16 protein-coding genes are annotated in these 19,320 nt (G+C 43.4%); 12 read left to right on the top strand and 4 right to left on the bottom strand.

Features of this window, described 5'->3' with window-relative positions; all coding sequences use genetic code 11:
- Positions 1-6 precede the first annotated feature (6 nt).
- Positions 7-1,107: a DNA polymerase III subunit beta gene (dnaN, locus tag PR833_RS15550; protein WP_004924103.1), complete on the bottom strand. Its 1,101-nt coding sequence runs from the start codon at positions 1,105-1,107 to the stop codon at positions 7-9.
- 5 nt (positions 1,108-1,112) lie between these two features.
- Complete coding sequence (gene dnaA, locus PR833_RS15545; RefSeq protein ID WP_004924106.1) at positions 1,113-2,504, bottom strand: chromosomal replication initiator protein DnaA; 1,392 nt, start codon at positions 2,502-2,504, stop codon at positions 1,113-1,115.
- A gap of 696 nt (positions 2,505-3,200) precedes the next feature.
- Here dnaA and rpmH point away from each other — a divergent pair.
- The 5 genes from rpmH (at position 3,201) to mnmE (ending at position 7,065) form a co-directional block, all read left to right on the top strand.
- Entirely contained in the window at positions 3,201-3,344 is a 144-nt protein-coding gene (gene rpmH / locus PR833_RS15540; protein WP_004906236.1) for a 50S ribosomal protein L34, read from the top strand.
- Positions 3,345-3,365: 21 nt separating this feature from the next.
- Positions 3,366-3,725 carry a ribonuclease P protein component gene (rnpA, locus tag PR833_RS15535; RefSeq protein WP_004924110.1) on the top strand — a complete coding sequence of 120 codons (360 nt, stop codon included), beginning with the start codon at positions 3,366-3,368 and terminating at the stop codon, positions 3,723-3,725.
- On the top strand, positions 3,689-3,949 hold the full coding sequence (gene yidD / locus PR833_RS15530; RefSeq protein ID WP_014657163.1) for a membrane protein insertion efficiency factor YidD: 261 nt from the start codon (positions 3,689-3,691) through the stop codon (positions 3,947-3,949). Before rnpA ends, yidD begins: the two co-directional genes overlap by 37 nt.
- Positions 3,950-3,951: 2 nt before the next feature.
- Positions 3,952-5,601: a membrane protein insertase YidC gene (gene yidC / locus PR833_RS15525; RefSeq protein WP_121875279.1), complete on the top strand. Its 1,650-nt coding sequence runs from the start codon at positions 3,952-3,954 to the stop codon at positions 5,599-5,601.
- 99 nt (positions 5,602-5,700) lie between these two features.
- Complete coding sequence (mnmE, locus tag PR833_RS15520; protein ID WP_004924119.1) at positions 5,701-7,065, top strand: tRNA uridine-5-carboxymethylaminomethyl(34) synthesis GTPase MnmE; 1,365 nt, start codon at positions 5,701-5,703, stop codon at positions 7,063-7,065.
- Positions 7,066-7,286: 221 nt separating this feature from the next.
- On the opposite strand, the gene PR833_RS15515 is transcribed toward mnmE, so the two are convergent.
- Positions 7,287-7,610, bottom strand: coding sequence for a DarT ssDNA thymidine ADP-ribosyltransferase family protein (locus PR833_RS15515; protein ID WP_060560777.1), 324 nt, complete (start codon positions 7,608-7,610; stop codon positions 7,287-7,289).
- Between the two features lie 232 nt (positions 7,611-7,842).
- On the opposite strand from PR833_RS15515, the gene PR833_RS15510 reads away from it, so the two are divergent.
- Positions 7,843-8,622: a transferase gene (locus PR833_RS15510; protein WP_121875329.1), complete on the top strand. Its 780-nt coding sequence runs from the start codon at positions 7,843-7,845 to the stop codon at positions 8,620-8,622.
- 102 nt (positions 8,623-8,724) lie between these two features.
- Here the strand turns inward: PR833_RS15510 and fdhD are convergent, their stop codons facing one another.
- On the bottom strand, positions 8,725-9,555 hold the full coding sequence (gene fdhD / locus PR833_RS15505; RefSeq protein WP_014657166.1) for a formate dehydrogenase accessory sulfurtransferase FdhD: 831 nt from the start codon (positions 9,553-9,555) through the stop codon (positions 8,725-8,727).
- 181 nt (positions 9,556-9,736) lie between these two features.
- Here fdhD and fdnG point away from each other — a divergent pair, with 181 nt between their 5' ends.
- The 6 genes from fdnG (at position 9,737) to yfdV (ending at position 19,260) form a co-directional block, all read left to right on the top strand.
- Positions 9,737-12,784, top strand: coding sequence for a formate dehydrogenase-N subunit alpha (fdnG, locus tag PR833_RS15500; RefSeq protein ID WP_080728249.1), 3,048 nt, complete (start codon positions 9,737-9,739; stop codon positions 12,782-12,784).
- Positions 12,785-12,795: 11 nt separating this feature from the next.
- Complete coding sequence (gene fdxH, locus PR833_RS15495) at positions 12,796-13,740, top strand: formate dehydrogenase subunit beta (RefSeq protein ID WP_014657167.1); 945 nt, start codon at positions 12,796-12,798, stop codon at positions 13,738-13,740.
- Complete coding sequence (gene fdoI / locus PR833_RS15490; protein WP_053110690.1) at positions 13,737-14,387, top strand: formate dehydrogenase cytochrome b556 subunit; 651 nt, start codon at positions 13,737-13,739, stop codon at positions 14,385-14,387. Before fdxH ends, fdoI begins: the two co-directional genes overlap by 4 nt.
- A gap of 794 nt (positions 14,388-15,181) precedes the next feature.
- Entirely contained in the window at positions 15,182-16,432 is a 1,251-nt protein-coding gene (gene frc, locus PR833_RS15485; protein WP_014657168.1) for a formyl-CoA transferase, read from the top strand.
- Positions 16,433-16,503: 71 nt separating this feature from the next.
- The gene (gene oxc / locus PR833_RS15480) at positions 16,504-18,207 is read left to right on the top strand and encodes an oxalyl-CoA decarboxylase (RefSeq protein WP_004924149.1); all 1,704 of its coding nucleotides are present in this window, start codon (positions 16,504-16,506) and stop codon (positions 18,205-18,207) included.
- A 108-nt stretch (positions 18,208-18,315) separates the two neighbouring features.
- Positions 18,316-19,260: a transporter YfdV gene (gene yfdV / locus PR833_RS15475; RefSeq protein WP_014657170.1), complete on the top strand. Its 945-nt coding sequence runs from the start codon at positions 18,316-18,318 to the stop codon at positions 19,258-19,260.
- Positions 19,261-19,320 lie beyond the last annotated feature (60 nt).

Below are 19,320 nucleotides of genomic sequence, written 5' to 3'. Positions count from 1 at the left end.
AAACGATTACAAACGCATTGGCATAACAACGTAAACAGCCGCGCTACTTGCGGAGTCTTCAATTTGAACACTCGACACAGCATCGGTTAAAAACAGAGTGACGTTTTCACTCTTCAGGGCATTGAGCACATCAAGGATATAGCTAACGTTAAAGCCTATTTCCATTTCAGTACCCTGATAATTCACATCAACAATCTCTTCCGCTTCTTCTTGCTCTGGGTTGTTTGCCGTAATGCGTAACTGATTTTCACTGAAATATAAGCGAACGCCACGGAATTTTTCATTCGATAAGATGGCCGCGCGTGAAAATGCTTGCTTGAGCAGATCACAACGAGCTTCTAATGTCTTATCCGGGTTTTTCGGCAGAACACGACGATAATCAGGGAACCTGCCATCAACCAGTTTTGAGGTGAAAATAAAATCCCCCACATGGGCACGAATATTATTACTGCCTATCTGCAATTGGACAGGGGTATCACCGCCATCCAAGAGGCGCATTAACTCAATGACCCCTTTGCGTGGCACGATGACCGAATGTGAAGGTAAATCTTGCCCGATATCCATCGCACATACAGCAAGGCGGTGCCCATCGGTTGAAACGGTTCTTAATAACTGGCCTTCGGTTTCAAATAGCATGCCGTTGAGGTAATAACGGACATCTTGATGAGCCATTGAAAACTGAGTGGCTTCGATTAAGCGTTTGAGGATTGACTGTGGAAGCGAAAACTCCACCTCACTTTGCCAATCATCTAAATTCGGGAAATCTGTGGCTGGTAATGTCGATAGTGAAAAACGGCTACGCCCTGAGCGAACAAGCAGCCTGTCATCATCGAGTTCTACACGAATTTCAGAACCTTCAGGAAGCCCACGCCAGATATCAAAAAACTTGCGTGCTGGAACGGTGGTTGCTCCAACGTCATGCTCCTGCGTTAAAGGAACATGGGCCATCATCTCCATTTCTAAGTCGGTTCCGGTTAATAGCAAAGCGCCTTCTTTAACTTGTAAAAGAAGATTACCTAAAATAGGTAGCGTTGGACGCCCACCTAATGGACCACTAACCTGTTGCAACGGTTTTAATAACTGCTCGCGTTCAATAGTAAATTTCATAGCAATTAAGATGATAATGTTCTGATTAAGTTAGAAAAATCCTCTTTGATGTCATGGCTTTCTTCCCGCAATTGTTCAATTTTACGGCAAGCATGCAATACCGTTGTATGATCACGGCCACCAAAGGCATCCCCGATTTCAGGCAAACTATGATTGGTCAGTTCCTTCGCCAACGCCATCGCCATCTGGCGCGGACGGGCGACAGAGCGAGAACGACGTTTAGAAAGTAAATCCGCAACTTTTATTTTGTAATATTCAGCCACAGTTTTCTGAATGTTATCGATAGTTACCAGTTTTTCTTGTAGTGCTAGCAAATCTCGCAGCGCTTCACGCACAAAGTCAATGGTGATAGCGCGGCCAGTAAAGTTTGCATTGGCAATAACACGGTTTAACGCACCTTCCAGTTCACGCACATTGGAGCGTAGGCGTTTAGCGATAAAAAAAGCCACCTCGCCCGGAAGCTGGATCTCATTTTCATCGGCTTTCTTCATCAAAATCGCTACACGGGTTTCTAATTCAGGTGGTTCAATGGCCACCGTTAAACCCCAACCAAAACGCGATTTTAAACGATCTTCAACTCCATTGATCTCTTTAGGGTAGCGATCGGAAGTCAAAATAATTTGTTGGTTGCCTTCCAACAGCGCATTGAAGGTATGGAAAAACTCTTCTTGAGAACGCTCTTTATTCGCAAAAAATTGGATATCATCAATCAGCAGTGCATCAACAGAGCGGTAATAGCGTTTAAACTCTTCAATCGCATTGTTTTGTAAAGCTTTGACCATATCTTGGACAAAACGTTCAGAATGCATATATACGACACGCGCATTGGCTTTGTGCTGCATGATGCTGTTGCCTACAGCATGTAATAAGTGTGTTTTACCTAAGCCCGTTCCCCCATAAAGGAATAATGGGTTGTATGCTCCCCCTGGATTTTCGGCAACTTGCCTCGCAGCAGCACGAGCGAGTTGGTTTGATTTACCTTCAACAAAGTTATCAAAGGTGTGTTTGGGGTTAACATTGGAGCGATAGGCAACATCAGGTTGCGCTTTGGTTGAGTTATCCCAACTTGGCTTCACTGGCGCCGACGGAACGGCGATAGCTGGCGCTTCATGGGTATGGCGAGCCTGAGTATTGGTAGGAGAAACGGTGATGGGTTTGCTCCCCACCTCAAAACGCAGAGCTGGCGCATCAGTACCACAAAAGTCATTCAATAACTCGTTGATGTTATTGATGTACTTATCTCTAACCCAATCAAGGACAAAACGATTCGGGGCATAAAGTGCCAGTGTATTATCGTTTAATTCAGCTTGAAGAGGGCGTATCCACATACTGAATTCTGTGGCAGGTAGTTCATCCTGCAATCGGGCAAGACATTGCTGCCAAAGCGAAAGTGACACGGTGGACCCCCCTAAACAAGATCAATGAAACAAAAGAAGTACGGATTAAACAAAGAATTTTTTACTGGCCGCTTTTTTATGCAAGCGCCAGAGAAGTCAAAGTGATTCATTTTTACTCATCGTATTTTTCCGATCCTCAGATCAGAAACGTGACCAGAGATCATACCGTAAAATTGGCAAGAGATCTTCATTCTTTTACACAGTTTTTATGCTTTTTATCCACAGGTAATTGTGGTAAGACATCGCGATTAGAGGAGAACCCTCTTGTTTGATCTCGATCATTTGCTATTTTTCCACAAAGCTGGGGATAACTTTAGACGATTTATGGAAAATTTTCTCTAAGGATCAAAAAATATTTTTAGATCGGCCGATGATCCTTGCGCTTTGAGGCGGAGTCCGTATAATCTTCCACCCTGTGTACTGCATTGGAGTGATTTTCACGATAGACCATTTCGAGGTAAGTTATGAAAATGGCGCTTCATTCGCTGTTGCAGCATATGTCAGCAAACCTGTCAGCCAGGCTATAAATAAAGTGGTTTGATTGCGTCATTTCATTGACGTGACCCCCTATGTTTTATTACAATCCTGCCTCTTTCTATATTGTTGCGATAGAGGCACAGGTGTAAATCAGTTTCCACTGGTTGCCAACGCGTTTACTGAATCAGTAATAAATTTTAAAGTTAGGTAGAAATCGTTATGAAACGCACTTTTCAACCGTCCGTACTGAAACGCAACCGTTCACACGGTTTCCGTGCTCGTATGGCCACTAAAAATGGTCGTCAGGTTCTGGCTCGCCGTCGTGCTAAAGGCCGCGCTCGTCTGACCGTTTCATCTAAGTAATAAAGCTAGCCCTCTATTCAAGTGGTTACGCTCGCTTTTACCCGGGAGTTACGTTTGTTAACTCCCAGGCACTTCGATAATGTCTTTAAGCAGCCGCAGAGGGCGAGTTCCCCAGAGATAACAATCCTTGGTCGCCTAAACGAGCTGGGGCATCCCCGCATCGGTCTCACCATCGCCAAAAAAAATGTTAAACGAGCTCATGAGCGAAATCGTATTAAGCGATTAGCCCGTGAATATTTTCGTTTGCATCAACATGAGTTGCCTCCCATGGATTTTGTGGTATTGGTAAGAAAAGGGGTTGCTAATCTCGATAATCAACAAATAACGGAAACATTGGGTAAATTATGGCGTCGACACTGTCGCTTGGCTCAAAACTCCTGATTGGGTTGATTAGGGGATACCAATTGGCAATTAGCCCACTGTTAGGGCCTCGTTGCCGTTTCAATCCAACTTGTTCAAATTATGGAATTGAGGCATTGCGCAGGTTTGGAATGTTAAAAGGTAGTTGGTTAACGGCGAAACGCGTATTAAAATGCCACCCTTTACACGCTGGTGGAGACGATCCTGTTCCGCCTAAAAAAAACGATGATAATAGAGAATTATAACGATGGATTCGCAACGCAATCTTCTACTCATCGCTTTGCTATTTGTTTCGTTCTTAGTATGGCAGGCCTGGGAAAGCGATAAAGCTGCTCAGGATCTAAAAACTGTCCAAACGACACAACAAACAGATATGCCAAGCAGTGATTCCCAAGCTGTTACAAGCAGTGGGCAAGGTAAGCTAATCACAGTGAAAACGGATGTGTTAGATTTACGCATCAATACTCGTGGTGGTGATATCGATGAGGCTGACTTGTTAGCCTATCCTGCAACCCTTCATTCGGAAAGTCCCTTCCGTTTACTGGAAACTACACCCGATTTTATCTATCAGGCACAAAGTGGTCTGATTGGCCAACATGGCCCAGATAACCCAGATAATAGCAATGGTCAACGCCCTGTTTATAGTGTGGAATCATCAAGTTTCATTCTTGCGGATGGCCAAGATCAGCTACGTGTTCCGATGACATTCACCGACAAAAACGGTGTGGTTTATCAAAAAACCTATGTGTTGAAACGCGGCCACTACAATGTTGATGTTGAATACAATATTCAGAACCCAACAGCGCAAGCTTTGAACCTTGCCTTCTTTGGTCAGTTAAAACAAACTATTCAACTACCAAAAGAACGTGATACAGGTAGCAGCAACTTCGCATTACATACATACCGTGGTGCAGCCTATTCTTCAGATGAATCTAACTATAAAAAATATAGCTTTAGTGATATCGAAGATAAAAAACTCAATGTCACCACTAAAGGTGGTTGGGTGGCGATGTTGCAACAATACTTTGCAACCGCGTGGGTTCCTGCAAGTAATGAAAATAGCACGTTCTACACCATCGACCTTGGTCAAAAAGAGGCGATTATCGGTTATAAGAGCCAACCATTAACGATTGCTGCTAATGGTGCTGGTACTTATTCATCGACGCTATGGGTAGGCCCTGAAATCCAGTCAGAAATGGCTGAAGTGGCACCTCATTTAGACTTAACGGTTGATTATGGTTGGTTATGGTTTATCTCTCAGCCACTGTTCAAGCTGTTGAAATTTATTCACGGTTTTGTCGGTAACTGGGGTATTGCTATCATCATCATTACCTTTATCGTCCGTGGTATTATGTACCCGCTGACTAAAGCACAGTACACCTCAATGGCGAAAATGCGTTTATTGCAACCAAAACTGGCGGCAATGCGTGAGCGTATTGGTGATGACAAACAGCGTATGAGCCAAGAAATGATGGCGTTGTACAAAGCAGAGAAAGTCAACCCACTAGGTGGTTGTTTACCGCTGCTTATCCAGATGCCAATCTTCCTTGCTCTTTATTACATGTTGATGGGTTCTGTTGAACTACGTCATGCACCATTCTTTGGTTGGATTCAGGACTTGTCAGCACAAGACCCATACTACATCCTGCCAGTGTTGATGGGTGTGACTATGTTTGTTATTCAGAAGATGTCGCCAACAGCCGTGACCGATCCTATGCAGCAGAAGATTATGACCTATATGCCGGTCGTCTTTACTATCTTCTTCCTGTGGTTCCCTTCTGGTCTGGTACTGTACTACATCGTGAGTAACTTGGTGACCATTATCCAGCAGCAGATCATCTACCGCGGTCTGGAAAAACGTGGTCTACATAGCCGCGATAAAAAAGAGAAGAAATAATAGAGGTCTTGGGTAAGCAAGAAGCTTATTTCAGGATATAGTATTAAGGCGGCCATTCATGACCGCCTTAATTTTTTATAGGAATGACAGAGAGACATCATGCAAACCAACGATACGATTGTTGCACAGGCAACACCTCCCGGTCGTGGTGGGGTCGGTATTTTACGTGTATCAGGCCCAAAAGCGGCTGTAGTTGCTCAAACTGTGTTGGGTAAGCTACCAAAACCGCGTTATGCGGATTACCTACCTTTTCGTGACGTCGATGACACCGTACTGGACCAAGGTATTGCCATTTTTTTCCCCGGCCCTAACTCATTTACAGGGGAAGATGTTCTAGAACTGCAAGGCCATGGTGGTCCTGTCATTCTTGATTTATTACTTAGACGTATTTTGACGATTGATGGGGTGCGTATTGCTAACCCAGGTGAGTTCTCTGAACGCGCATTTTTGAATGACAAATTAGATTTAGCACAAGCTGAGGCGATTGCAGATCTGATTGATGCAAGTTCAGAGCAAGCCGCCCGTTCGGCAATGAACTCGTTACAAGGGGCATTTTCAGCACAAATCCATCAAATGGTCGAAGCATTGACGACATTGCGTATTTATGTCGAAGCTGCCATCGATTTCCCTGATGAAGAAATTGATTTTCTTTCTGACGGTAAAATTGAAGCCAAATTGGATGACGTGATAGCGGATTTAGAGCGAGTGCGCTCAGAAGCTCGCCAAGGCAGCTTGTTGCGTGAAGGGATGAAAGTGGTGATTGCGGGTCGTCCTAATGCAGGGAAATCGAGTTTATTGAATGCGTTAGCAGGTCGTGAAGCAGCGATTGTGACTGATATTGCAGGAACCACACGTGATGTTTTGCGTGAGCATATTCATATTGATGGTATGCCATTGCACGTGATTGATACAGCGGGCTTACGTGAAGCGAGTGATGAAGTTGAACGTATTGGTATTGAGCGAGCATGGAAAGAGATTGAACAGGCAGACCGAGTTTTGTTTATGCTTGATAGCACCACCACGGATGCGACAGAGCCTCAAGAAATTTGGCCTGAATTTATGGCACGCCTGCCAGAAACATTGCCTGTTACTGTGATCCGCAATAAAGCGGATAAAACAGGTGAAAAAATTGAGTTTGTTGAAGATGTTCGTTACCCATTAATTCGCCTATCTGCACGTGAAGAGAAAGGGATTGATTTGTTGCGCGATCACCTAAAAGAGACGATGGGTTTTAATAGTAATACCGAAGGTGGTTTTTTGGCTCGTCGCCGTCATCTACAAGCCCTTGATGCAGCGGCAATGCACTTAGCGCAAGGTCATGAGCAATTGGTCGTTGCTCGCTCCGGTGAGCTACTTGCAGAGGAGTTGCGCCTTGCACAGCAAGAGCTGAGCGAGATCACCGGTGAATTTACATCAGATGACCTGTTAGGCCGTATTTTCTCCAGTTTCTGTATCGGCAAGTAAAAATTTGCTTAGCTAAAAGTTGTGGCAGCTTGCTATCTTATCAGCAAGCTGCAGTCAATCTATCGCCGTTAGATCTGTTAACTGGTTATAAAACTGAGACTTCACAGGATATGCATGACGATCGGTGAATACAAAAGGTATCTTTACGGCGGCTAATGAGGTCTGTATTGTCAATAGTCACCCAATTCGGTGACAGATGTTTACTATTTCCTGCATATAAACTATTGGCAAAAAGCCAAAGGGTGCCTTAGGATAATTTTCCAGTTTTCTTTTTGAGCCAACTCTCTTTTAATCGTAATGAGTACAAATTTTTCATTAGGAAAATTTTTTTGCACTCTGCCATCAAAGGGATTGCGTGAAAACCAATGAAACGGAACATAGCTATCTAATTGATGTTTTTTTCTACCTTCGATGATCTCTTTGTCTGCAATATCATGAAATTTCTTAATGTCTACTCTTGGCTTTAAGCCCTCAATCAATATATTTCTTATATTTTTCAAACTAGTAAGATGATATATTAGCTTTTTTGTTTTGATATCATTCATATAGTATTCCTTTGATTATTATAAAAATAATATAATTAGAGTGTTAGTTTAATTATTTCATCTAATTATCAAGAGAATATCGCAATATATGGCAAAGAGCAGTGATAGTGCTAACATCATTAAGAAATACTTATTATTTAGATGATGTCTGCTTAACGTTAATTTTGTCTTAATCCTTCTTGTGATTTTTCTTTTTATAATGTCGAGCTAATTTTAGTCATAGGTTATATTCATGAGCATTAAGCTTCCTACCAATATACACATCTACAATTTTGTACAGCGACCTGACCTTATCGATGAATCCGATGAACTGCTGGATAAATTATGGCCAGAGTTTATGAGCCAAACTGCTGTTTGTGATGAATATTGGCAAGTATTGTATGAAGAGCCGAATGCACAATTTCAGTTTTTAGCTGTCGCGAATGTGGATGGAAAAGGGAAGGTCGTCGGTGTCATTAAAGCGATCTCCTTTCTATGGCCTGATGAAAATCTGACAAAACTGCCTGATTTTGGTTGGGATGATATTTTCAATTTTGCGGTTGAGAATAAACAAGGTGAAGATCGCTATATTTCTGCATTATCAGTGACGATTGAGCCTGAATATCGTGGTTATCAAATTCCAGCACTACTGATTAATGCGTTGAAAAAAGCGGCTGTAGCGTATGGGGCGAAGGCGGTTGTTGTTCCTGTACGGCCCACTTTAAAGCATCGTTATCCTCTACAATCATTTGACGATTATTGTGCATGGAAAAATGCACAAGGGGAGCCTTTTGACCCTTGGATACGCACACATTGGCGATTAGGGGGTAAAATTTTACAGCCTGTATATCGTTCTATGGTGATTGCTGGCACCATTAAACAATGGGAGTCATGGACAGGCATGCGTTTTATGCAGTCTGGCCAATATATTGTACCGCAGGCGTTAGTTCCCGTTAATATCGATACACAAGCTCAATGGGGCGAATATATCGAGCCTAACCTTTGGATGTTGCACTCTCTGGGAAATGAATAAAGGGAGTGCTATGTAAATGTTTACGCATGCCATACTATTTTTAATGTTAGGACGTTGATATTTTTCTTTTTTAATTGTTTATTTGAAATATCAGTCGGTGGCTTAATCTGTAATTCGATTACTGTGGGTAAATACTGTGGCTTTTCCTTGGCGGCAGAAACCGACTAACGTTAAATTTGCTTTTTGCGCGACTTCAATGGCTAATGAGGTCGCAGCAGAAACAGCAAACAAAATCTCAGCGCCACAGCTTGCCGCCTTTTGCACCATCTCATAACTCGCTCGACTAGAAACCAATACGGCACCTTGTTGCCAATCATGACGGTGTTTCATACCTAAAAGTTTATCCAATGCGACATGGCGGCCAACATCTTCACAACCGCCAACCAATTGGCCCTCTGGTGAAATCCACGCGGCAGCATGAGTACATCCAGTGAGTGCTCCGATTTCTTGCACTTTTTTTAGCTCAGATAATGCGTTATCTAAGTGACTTAGTGAGAAAGTTTGGGTGAATGGCAGTGGGGAAATAGGTTTAAAAATTTCGTCGAGTTGTTCCGTGCCGCAAATACCACAGCCTGTCCGGCCGGCGAGGTTGCGCCTGCGCTCTTTCAACCCCATGAAACGGCGGCTGGATAACTCAACATGCACTTCAATACCACGATGGCAGCCTTGAACAATATCAATTCCACGAATTTCTTGCCTTGACTGTATGATCCCTTCCGATAATGAGAACCCAACAGCAAAATCTTCTAAATCTTTTGGGGTCGCCATCATAACGACATGAGATATCCCATTATAAACCAAAGCAACAGGTAATTCTTCGGCTACCCAATCAGTTACAGACTGATCGAGGTTGCCTTTTTGTTGCACACTTGTGTGATTTGCGCCAATCATTTTGATGGATTTTGACAATTTCGTGTTATTTGTTTCATGCATTAGATGAATTCCTAGCATTAATGATACATAATATTGATTATGGGTAAAAAGAATTTACACCATTTATCAGGCAATGAACCTGAATACGATACGGAAGACGTTGAATAAGAACAGTTTACCTGAATAATGCGATTTAAAACATTCACCGGGTAACAAGAGCAATGTAAATGAGGAGATCCCCATGCAAGTCAGCAGAAGACAGTTCTTTAAGATCTGTGCTGGCGGTATGGCGGGTACGACGGCAGCAGCATTGGGTTTTGCACCCTCAACTGCGTTAGCGTCCACACGTCAGTATAAATTACTGCGTGCGAAAGAAACCCGAAATACCTGCACGTACTGCTCTGTCGGTTGTGGGCTATTGATGTATAGCTTAGGCGATGGAGCGAAAAATGCGAAAGAGAGCATTTTTCATATCGAAGGTGACCCGGACCATCCGGTAAACCGCGGCGCACTCTGCCCGAAAGGTGCAGGACTTATCGACTTTATTCATAGTGAAAGTCGACTCAAATACCCTGAAGTACGCGAACCAGGTACGAATGAGTGGAAACGTATCACTTGGAACGAAGCGTTTGACCGCATCGCCAAGTTGATGAAAGAAGACCGTGATGCCAATTTTATTAAACAGAACAAAGATGGTGTAACGGTTAACCGTTGGCTGACAACAGGTATGCTCTGTGCATCAGCCGCCAGTAACGAAACAGGTTTTGTCACCCAAAAATTTAGTCGCGCCCTCGGCATGCTTGCCGTGGATAACCAAGCGCGTGTCTGACACGGACCAACGGTAGCAAGTCTTGCTCCAACATTTGGTCGCGGTGCGATGACCAACCACTGGGTTGATATTAAAAACGCTAACCTTGTTGTTGTTATGGGTGGTAATGCGGCAGAAGCGCATCCAGTCGGTTTCCGCTGGGCGATGGAAGCCAAAATCCATAATAAAGCCAAACTGATTGTTATTGATCCACGCTTTACCCGTACAGCGGCAGTGGCGGATTTCTACACGCCTATACGTTCTGGTACCGATATTGCGTTCTTGTCAGGTGTGATCAAATACCTACTGGATAATAAAAAAATCCAGCAAGAATATGTGGAAGCCTACACTAACGCCAGCCTGATCATCCGTGAAGATTACGGTTTTGATGATGGTTTGTTCACAGGCTATGATCCCGAAAAACGTCAGTATGATAAAACGACGTGGAACTACGAGATGGATGAGAATGGTTTCGCACGACGCGACCCAACGCTCACTCACCCTCGCTGTGTCTTGAACTTACTAAAAGAGCACGTTAGCCGTTATACACCAGAAGTGGTGAATAACATCTGCGGTACCCCAATCGAAGATTTCCTGAAAGTTTGCGAGTACATTGCAGAAACGAGCGCGAAAGATAAGACGGCCTCATTCCTATACGCACTTGGCTGGACACAACATACTATCGGTGCGCAAAACATCCGTACGATGGCGATGATCCAGTTACTGCTAGGTAATATGGGTATGCTAGGTGGCGGTGTTAACGCATTGCGTGGTCACTCGAATATCCAAGGTCTGACCGACTTAGGTTTATTATCTCAAAGCTTACCGGGTTATCTGACTTTACCGTCAGAAAAACAAACTACCCTCGAAAGCTATTTGGCTGCGAATACACCCAAAATGACCCTACCAGGTCAGGTTAACTATTGGGGCAATTACCCGAAATTCTTCGTCAGTATGATGAAGACATTCTATGGTGATAAAGCGCAGAAAGAGAATGATTGGGGCTTTGACTGGTTGCCTAAATGGGATCAGGGCTACGACGTATTGCGTTATTTCGAGATGATGGATAAAGGTGAAGTCAATGGCTATATCTGCCAAGGCTTTAACCCATTAGCCTCATTCCCGAACAAAAACAAAATTATCAAATCGCTATCTAAGCTGAAATTCTTGGTCACCATCGATCCGCTGAACACAGAAACGTCAAACTTCTGGCAAAATCACGGTGAAATGAATGACGTTGACCCGTCTGCAATTCAGACAACGGTCTTCCGTCTGCCATCTTGCTGTTTTGCTGAAGAAAATGGTTCGATTGTTAACTCAGCGCGTTGGCTACAGTGGCACTGGAAAGGTGCAGATGCACCCGGTGAAGCGATTAGCGATGGCGAAATTCTGTCGGGTATCTACCACCGTATACGCCAACTCTATGAAACAGAAGGTGGTGAGTCGCCAGAGCCAGTCTTGAACATGACTTGGAACTACTTTGACCGTGATAATCCAACACCGGAAGAAGTGGCTCAGGAAAGCAATGGTTATGCGCTGGTGGATCTGAAAGATGCCGATGGCAACATCATTGTGAAGAAAGGCGAACTACTGAGTTCGTTCGCTCAATTGCGTGATGATGGTACGACATCAAGTGGCTGTTGGATCTTTGCTGGTAGCTGGACACCGAAAGGTAACCAGATGGCGCGCCGTGATAACTCTGACCCGACTGGCCTAGGTAATACCCTTGGTTGGGCGTGGGCATGGCCATTAAACCGTCGTGTTATCTATAACCGAGCATCTGCTGACCCAATGGGTAAACCATGGGATCCTCGCCGTCAAATTCTTGAGTGGGATGGCAGCAAGTGGATTGGTATGGACGTACCAGACTATAGCAATGCGCCTCCGGGAAGTGGTGTGAATCCGTTTATTATGCAACCGGAAGGGATGGGTCGCCTATTTGCACTAGACAAAATGGCAGAAGGTCCGTTCCCAGAACACTATGAACCGATTGAAACTCCGCTCGATACTAACCCATTACATCCAAATGTGGTCTCGAACCCGGCTGCGCGTGTGTTCAAAGATGACTGGGCGCAAATGGGTAAAGCGACAGAGTTCCCTTATGTTGGAACAACCTATCGCTTAACAGAGCATTTCCACTATTGGACAAAACATGCGTTGTTGAATGCCATTATTCAGCCACAACAATTCATTGAAATTGGTGATCGTTTGGCGAAAGAAAAAGGTATTAAACAAGGTGATATGGTGAAAGTCAGCTCTAAGCGTGGCTATATCAAAGCGAAAGCAGTTGTGACGAAACGTATTCATACGTTGAAAGTCAACGGCAAGGATGTGGATACGATTGGTATTCCTATCCACTGGGGCTTTGAGGGCTTAGCAGTGAAAGGTTTTATTGCAAATACACTGACACCATATGTGGGTGATGCCAACACGCAAACGCCGGAATTTAAATCATTCCTTGTCAATGTGGAAAAGGTGTAAGGAGATAAATTATGTCAATGCAATCACAAGACATTATTCGTCGCTCCGCCACCAATTCCCTGACGCCCCCCGCGCAAGTGAGGGACTTTAAGGAAGAAGTGGCGAAGCTGATTGACGTGACTACCTGTATTGGCTGTAAGGCTTGTCAGGTAGCATGTTCAGAGTGGAACGATATTCGTGACAAAATCGGCACTAACGTTGGGGTATATGATAACCCAACGGATTTGACCGCGAAGTCATGGACCGTTATGCGCTTTTCTGAAGTGGAAGAAAATGGCAAGTTCGAGTGGCTGATCCGTAAAGATGGCTGCATGCACTGCTATGACCCAGGCTGTTTGAAAGCTTGTCCGTCAGAAGGTGCGATCGTTCAGTATAAAAACGGTATTGTTGACTTCCAATCTGAGCACTGTATTGGGTGTGGCTATTGTATTGCGGGGTGTCCGTTCAACATTCCACGCATCAACAAAGAAGATAACCGAGCATACAAATGTACGCTCTGTGTCGACCGCGTTGAAGTTGGACAAGAGCCTGCTTGCGTGAAAACCTGTCCTACAGGCGCTATTCATTTTGGTAGCAAAGAGGATATGACGGCGCTGGCAGGCGACCGTGTGGCTGAACTGAAAACACGTGGTTACAACAACGCGGGTCTTTATGATCCAGAAGGCGTTGGTGGTACACACGTAATGTATGTTTTGCATCACGCTGATAAACCTCAGTTGTATCATGGTTTGCCGGACAACCCGACAATCAGTCCAACAGTCACTTTCTGGAAAGGTATCTGGAAGCCGTTAGCAGCGGTTGGTTTTGCTGCGACCTTTGCGGCGGCCATCTTCCACTATGTGGGTATTGGTCCGAACCGCGTCTCCAAGAAAGAAGAAGAAGAGGCTCTGAAAGATATTCAGGACTCAAAATCTTCTGAGACTTCAAAGTCAGTTGAAGGGGAGGATCAAAAATGATACCGCAGGATAATGAAAAAATTATTCGCCATAAGCCGATTGAGAGGATCAATCACTGGGCGGTTGTGATTTGCTTTTTGTTCACTGCTATCAGTGGATTGGGGTTTTTCTTCCCATCACTGAACTGGTTCATGAACATTTTTGGTACATCACAACTCGCTAGGATCCTGCATCCTTTTGTTGGTACCGCGATGTTCCTGCTGTTCGTCTTTATGTTTTTCCGTTATTTTCACCACAACTTTATCAACAAAGAAGATATTAAGTGGGCGAAAAATATCGGTAAAGTATTGAAAAACGAAGAAGCTGGGGATGTTGGTCAATATAACCTTGGTCAAAAAGGGGTATATTGGGTTGTCTCTATCTGCTTAGTGCTACTGGCTGTAAGTGGCGTGATTATGTGGCGTCCTTACTTTGCAGACTTTTTCTCAATCCCAATTTATCGTGCAGCGATTATCGTGCACTCCATTTCAGCGATAGCTCTGATCATTATGATTATCGTGCACGCTTATGCCGCAATCTGGGTGAAAGGCTCTGTGCGTGCGATGGTGGAAGGTTGGGTAACCCGTGGTTGGGCGAAAAAGCATCACCCGCGTTGGTACCGTGAAATCGTCGAAAAAGAGAAACAGCAGCAACAAGAGAAAAATTAAACCTTTCAATTGTTGAGTTCTGATAATAAACCCACAAACAAGAATATTGTTTGTGGGTTTTTTCATAAAAAGAGGATTAAAAAATGGAACACTTTCTTTTTATATTCATATAAAGTGTGCGCTTTGATTAATTTTAAGAATAAACATAATGAGTGTAATAATTTTTTTCTCTATTATCATAATATAGAAAAATACATAACCGATTCTATTTTAATAAAACAAATATGACGTACCGATAAAGATCATTATTAATCACCTTCTTTTTATGAGTTGTTTTATTCACCTGATTAAGGAGTAGATCAAATAAATAATAATTGAATATTATTCAATAATAATTAACTTATTGTTGAATTTTATTTAATCCAATAAAACAGCAGCGTGGTTAATCAATTGATTTTAAATGTAATTTGTTGTTTGTGAATGTTTATTTAAGAACATCCAATTATGTTATTGATTTTTAGTCAACCAAATAGGACTCTCTAAATAAGATGTAATAATGTCTTATTATAATAATCCATATTGTTTATTTTGGTATATATAGATAGAGGTTTGTTCTATTATTGAAAGAATAGGGTATTAATAACTGTTAATCATTAATAGGAAAGGATAATTGAGCTATTAAAACACATTATTTCTGTCGTCTAGACATTAAGTGAAATATTTATTATAACGGTGTAAATCATTATTTATTAATAAAATCCATCTAAATAAAATCTTTATTTTTTGAAATGACTTTCACCACAGCTAAATAAATATTCAATTCCATTTACGACAGCTAAATAATGAGGTAATTCATGGATCTTCCTTTACAAGGTATCAAAGTACTCGATTTCACCGGTGTACAGTCAGGGCCATCTTGTACCCAAATGTTAGCGTGGTTTGGTGCTGACGTAATTAAAATTGAACGCCCAGGCGTCGGTGATGTGACGCGCAATCAGTTAAGAGATATTCCTGATGTCGATGCGCTTTATTTTACCATGCTCAACAGTAATAAGCGTTCTGTTGAACTGAATACCAAAACGCCGGAAGGCAAAGAGGTCATGGAACGCCTGATTAAGCAAGCGGATGTATTAGTTGAAAACTTCCATCCGGGTGCTATCGACCATATGGGCTTTACTTGGGAACATATTCAAGAGCTAAATCCACGGTTAATCTTTGGCTCTATCAAGGGGTTCAATGAGAACTCCCCTTATGCAGATGTAAAAGCGTATGAAAACGTTGCGCAAGCTGCGGGTGGAGCGGCGTCAACCACAGGTTTTTGGGATGGCCCACCATTAGTCAGTGCAGCAGCATTAGGCGACAGTAATACGGGAATGCACTTATTAATTGGTCTACTAGCCGCCTTGTTACACCGTGAAAAAACCGGAAAAGGGCAACGCGTGACAATGTCGATGCAAGATGCCGTATTAAACCTTTGCCGTGTGAAGTTGCGCGACCAGCAGCGTTTAGAAAAAGTGGGCTATCTTGAAGAGTATCCTCAGTATCCAAACGGTAAATTCGGTGATGCCGTTCCTCGTGGGGGCAACGCTGGTGGCGGTGGCCAGCCGGGTTGGATCTTGAAGTGTAAAGGTTGGGAAACGGATCCAAACGCATACATCTATTTTACTATCCAAGAGCAAGATTGGGAGCAAACTTGTATTGCTATTGGCAAGCCAGAGTGGGCAAAAGACCCTGCCTACAGCACGCCACAAGCGCGCCAACCACATATCTTCGATATTTTTGCTGAAATTGAAAAATTCTTAGCCGATAAAGACAAACATGAAGCCGTTGAATATTTAAGCAAATATGGTGTGCCATGTGCGCCTGTATTGAGCATGCGTGAGATTGCTCGTGACCAATCATTACGCGATAGCGGCAGCATTGTTGAAGTTGAGCAACCAAAACGCGGGACTTATCTCACTGTTGGTTGTCCAATGAAGTTCTCATCATTCACCCCTGAGATTAAGAGTGCGCCACTGTTAGGTGAGCATACCGAGGAAGTGTTAACTGAGTTAGGTTATAGCGCGGAGCAGATCGCCTCAATGCGCACCAATAAAGCCATTTAACGCGAATAAATGAGGGGGGCCGCTGATAAGCCCCCTCCACACTTTCTTTTTACATATTTCATGAGGTGGACATGTCGACTGATCAAACCCAAAACTTGACTGATGGTATGCATATTATTGTTGATGCACTGAAAAAAAATGGCATTGACACAATTTATGGTGTTGTGGGGATCCCTGTGACGGATATGGCTAGGCATGCACAGGCTGAAGGTATTCGTTATATTGGTTTTCGTCATGAGCAATCTGCGGGTAATGCTGCGGCAATCAGCGGCTTTTTAACCCAAAAACCCGGCATCTGTTTAACGGTGTCTGCACCGGGGTTTCTAAATGGTATGGTGGCATTAGCGAATGCGACGACCAATGGCTTTCCAATGATACAAATCAGCGGCTCCAGTGATAGAGCAATTATCGACCTACAACAAGGCGATTATGAAGAGCTGGATCAAATGAATACCGCTAAGCCCTTTGTTAAAGCATCCTACCGAGTCAATAAACCGGAAGACCTTGGTATTGCTCTGGCTCGCGCAATTCGTGCTGCTGTTTCTGGTCGTCCTGGTGGCGTCTATCTTGACTTAACAACCGAAGTATTGGCTGCGGTTATGGACAAAGATGCAGCAGACAAAACAATCTTTACGGTTGAAGACCCTGCTCCACGCCAACTACCTGCGCCTGAATCTGTTGATAAAGCACTTAAATTATTGGCATCGGCAAAGCGTCCGTTGATTATTTTAGGTAAAGGGGCAGCCTATGCCCAAGCGGATGAAAATATTCGTCAATTTATTGAAACAACAGGTATCCCTTACTTGCCTATGTCGATGGCAAAAGGGTTATTGCCAGATAATCACCCACAATCAGCCGCGTCAGCACGTTCCCATGCACTCTCTAATGCCGATGTCGTCGTATTAATGGGGGCACGCCTAAACTGGCTATTAGATCACGGAAAAGGCAAACACTGGTCGCCAGAGACGAAATTTATTCAATTAGATATTGAGCCATCTGAAATCGATAGCAATCGTCCAATAACAGCCCCTGTTGTCGGCGATATCTATTCAAGTGTTGCCGCACTACTTGAAGGGTTAAAAACCACACCAGTGAAGTCACCGAGCGATTGGATGGCTGGGATTGATGAGCATAAGAAAGCAAATAGCGAGAAGATGGCCGCTAAGCTGAATACCGATACATCACCGATGAACTATTTCAATGCATTGCGCGCAATTCGTGATGTGTTAGTCGACCATAAAGACGTTTATGTGGTGAATGAAGGGGCTAACACCCTCGATAATGCACGAAATATCATCGATATGTATGAACCTCGCAAACGTCTCGACTGTGGTACTTGGGGCGTGATGGGGGTTGGTATGGGTTATGCTATTGGTGCAGCGGTCACTAGCGGTAAGCCTGTCGTGGCTATTGAGGGAGATAGTGCGTTTGGTTTTAGTGGTATGGAAATTGAAACTATCTGCCGTTATCAACTGCCAGTCACCATTTTAATCTTTAACAATGGGGGGATTTACCGTGGCGATGGCGTCAATTTACATGGCGATAAGGACCCGTGCCCAACGGTATTAATGGCAGGCGCGCGTTATGACAAGATGATCGAGGCTTTTGGCGGCATCGGTTATAACGCAACGACACCAGATGAAATTCAACAGGCGCTAAAAGCAGGTCTTGAGTCTGGTAAACCGACATTGATTAATGTGGTTATTGACCCAGCAGTAGGAACAGAAAGTGGCCATATTGGTAACTTAAATCCGAAATCTGTTGTGAAAAACTAGCGTTATTTCAATGAAATAAATATTTAAATGGTTTCTGTGCCACTTATTCTTTTAAGTGGCATAGGAACGCTTTTGCCCAAAATAGGTGAAAATCATATGGCTGATTTTATGTTTAAGATATTTATGAGCGATTTATTGCCCATAATTATCATTATGGTTCTGGGATACGCTAGCGGTAAACGCAACGTATTTACCAATGACCAAGCAAAAGCATTTAATAAACTGGTTTTAAACTATGCTTTGCCTGCCGCGTTATTTGTCTCCATTGTACGTGCAAACCGTGAAATGATTTTTGCAGATACTAAGCTAACAATTATTTCGTTTGTCGTGCTATTGGTCTGTTTTTTCTTTTCTTTCTTTAGTTGTAAGTACATTTTTAAACATAGTCGTGGTGAAGCCGCGGTGTGTGCATTGATTGCTGGCTCTCCTACCATTGGCTTCCTTGGTTTTGCGGTTTTGGATCCTATCTATGGGCAAACCGTATCAACCGGTTTAGTTGTGGCGATTATTTCTATTATCGTGAATGCGATTACTATCCCAATTGGCTTATTCTTACTTAACCCTTCCAATGCTGATGGTAAAAAAGGCGGCGGCGGTATGGATGCTCTTATTTCGGCATTCAAAGAGCCTGTTGTCTGGTCACCAGTATTGGCGACAGTTTTGGTATTAATCGGTATTAAAATTCCTGATGTTTGGGACCCGACCTTTGACCTTATTGCCAAAGCTAACTCCGGTGTCGCGGTATTTGCAGCCGGCCTGACACTGGCCGCGAATAAATTCGAATTTGATGGTGAAATTATCTACAACACCTTACTCAAATTAATATTGATGCCGGGCTTATTATTACTAGTTGGTATGACATTTAATATGAGCTCAGAGCAACTACAGATGATGGTATTAGCCGGCGCATTACCGCCTGCCTTCTCTGGAATTATTATCGCGAGCCGTTTTAACCTGTATACCCGTACGGGAACAGCATCCCTCGCAGTAAGTGTACTTGGTTTTATCATCGCTGCACCGTTGTGGATCTACGTTGCGCGTTTGGTTGCATAATAAATAGATGAATGTGAGGCATCAAATAGATGCCTCGTATCCATCATACAATAAGGAGTG

Origin of the sequence: Providencia sp. PROV189 (assembly GCF_028480065.1) — a bacterium.
In the GTDB taxonomy this organism is placed as follows: Bacteria; Pseudomonadota; Gammaproteobacteria; order Enterobacterales; family Enterobacteriaceae; genus Providencia; species Providencia stuartii.
This window is presented reverse-complemented; position numbering and strand designations above follow the sequence as displayed.